Source organism: Mesorhizobium sp. EU05-FHT14A09 (genome assembly GCF_058790995.1).
In genome coordinates this window covers 1-2,054 of sequence record NZ_JBYTDF010000023.1, presented here as the reverse complement: position 1 = coordinate 2,054, position 2,054 = coordinate 1, and the positions used below count along the sequence as shown (strand labels likewise).

Annotated in this window: 3 protein-coding genes; all 3 read right to left on the bottom strand. The window is 64.1% G+C overall.

Annotation, left to right across the window (positions count from 1 at the left end; translation table 11 throughout):
- Positions 1-479, bottom strand: a 479-nt coding sequence (gene trpA, locus AC3WTO_RS31095) for a tryptophan synthase subunit alpha (protein ID WP_492465079.1), incomplete at its 3' end; no start/stop codon positions are given.
- A 100-nt stretch (positions 480-579) separates the two neighbouring features.
- On the bottom strand, positions 580-825 hold the full coding sequence (locus AC3WTO_RS31090) for a hypothetical protein (RefSeq protein WP_379064608.1): 246 nt from the start codon (positions 823-825) through the stop codon (positions 580-582).
- The coding region (gene trpB, locus AC3WTO_RS31085; protein WP_492465080.1) for a tryptophan synthase subunit beta at positions 822-2,054 on the bottom strand (1,233 nt) is incomplete at its 5' end. The genes trpB and AC3WTO_RS31090, both read right to left, overlap by 4 nt.

Sequence of the window (2,054 nt, the reverse complement as noted above, 5' to 3'; positions counted from 1 at the left end):
TCGGTGGTCGGCGTCGCCAGCCGGATGAAGTTGATGCCGGCCTTCAAGGCGGGAACGCACAGTTCCGCGTCCATTTCCGGCGGCAGGTCGACAATGATCAGCCCGTCTATGCCGGAGGCCTTGGCATCGTCGAGGAAACGGTCGACGCCGTAGACATAGATCGGATTGTAGTAGCCCATCAGCACGATCGGCGTGTCGTCGTCGCCCTGGCGGAATTCGGCCGCCATGGCCAGCGTCTTCTTGAGCGTCTGGCCGCCTTTCAGCGCGCGCAGGCCGGCGGCCTGGATCGCCGGGCCATCGGCCATCGGGTCGGAGAACGGCATGCCAAGCTCGATGACGTCGCTGCCGGCCTTGGGCAGCGCCTTCATGATCGACAGCGAGGTCTCGTAGTCGGGATCGCCACCCATGAAATAGGTGACGAGCGCCGGGCGGCCCTCTGCTTTCAGCTTCGCCATGCGGCGGTCGATGCGGGTGGTCATGCCATGCCCTTCATAGTCGAATGAATTGGGGTCGAATGGGTCGCTGCGCCGGCTGTTGCGGAGCCGCGCGCGGCAAGGTCGAGGATCGCAGGCATCCGTCTCATTCAGGATGTTCGCGGATTTCGATGGTCACCGCGAAGGCGTAGAAGCCGTCGCGCGCGATGCGGCTGCGCGCCTGGTTCGGATCGAAGGCAATGCGCGGCTCACCGTCATCGGCGACATTGGTGAGGAATTTGAGGTTCTGGCTGTCGCGCACGCCTTTGGCGTTCTCGCGCTGGTCGCCAGCCTCCACCGCCACATAGTGGTGGGGATTGTGCCTGGAGTGATAGATCTCGAAGGTGCTCATATCTCCATGCCCATCATCTTTGCGACGGTGTGGACGTCCTTGTCGCCACGGCCTGACAGGTTGACGATGATGATCTTGTCCTTGGCCATCCCGGGCGCGATCTTCACGGCGTGGGCGATGGCATGCGCTGATTCCAGCGCCGGAATGATGCCTTCGGTACGGGTGCAGAGCTGGAATGCCTCCAGCGCCTCGTCATCGAGGATCGGCTGGTAGTCGACACGACCGCTGTCGCGCAGCCAGCTGTGCTCGGGACCGACGCCCGGATAGTCGAGACCCGCCGAGATCGAATGCCCTTCCATGATCTGTCCATCCGCGTCCTGCAGCAGGTAGGTGCGGTTGCCGTGCAGCACGCCCGGCCTGCCGGCATTCATCGAAGCGCAGTGCTCGACGCCGTCCAGTCCGCGTCCACCGGCTTCGATGCCGATGATCTCGACATCCTTGTCGTCAAGGAAGGGATGGAACAGGCCGATGGCGTTGGAGCCGCCGCCGACGGCGGCGATGATGGTGTCCGGCAGGCGGCCTTCCTGCTCCAGCATCTGCTGGCGCGCTTCCGTGCCGATGACCGACTGGAAGTCGCGCACCAGCTCCGGATAGGGGTGCGGGCCGGCTGCGGTGCCGATCAGGTAATAGGTATCCTCGACATTGGTGACCCAATCGCGCAGCGCTTCGTTCATGGCGTCCTTCAGCGTGCCGTGGCCGGCGGTGACCGGCCGCACTTCGGCACCCAAGAGCTTCATGCGGAAGACGTTGGGGCTTTGGCGGGCGACGTCGGTGGCGCCCATATAGACCACGCAAGGGTAGCCGAAGCGCGCCGCCACGGTGGCGGAAGCCACGCCATGCTGGCCGGCGCCGGTTTCGGCGATGATGCGCTTCTTGCCCATGCGCTTGGCCAGCAGGATCTGGCCGAGGCAGTTGTTGATCTTGTGCGAACCGGTGTGGTTGAGGTCTTCGCGCTTGAAATAGATCTTGGCTCCGCCCCCGAGGCCCTTTGCCGAGGCAACATCACGAAGATGGCGGGTCAGGCCTTCGGCGAAATAGAGCTTGGACGGCCGTCCGGCATAGAAGGTCGACAGCGCCGTGAGCTCAGCCTTGAACTCGGGGTCGTGCTTGGCCTTGTTCCATTCCCGCTCCAGATCGAGGATCAGCGGCATCAGCGTCTCGGCGACGAAGCGGCCGCCAAAAATGCCGAACATGCCCTGCTCGTCGGGACCAGTGCGGAAGGAATTGGG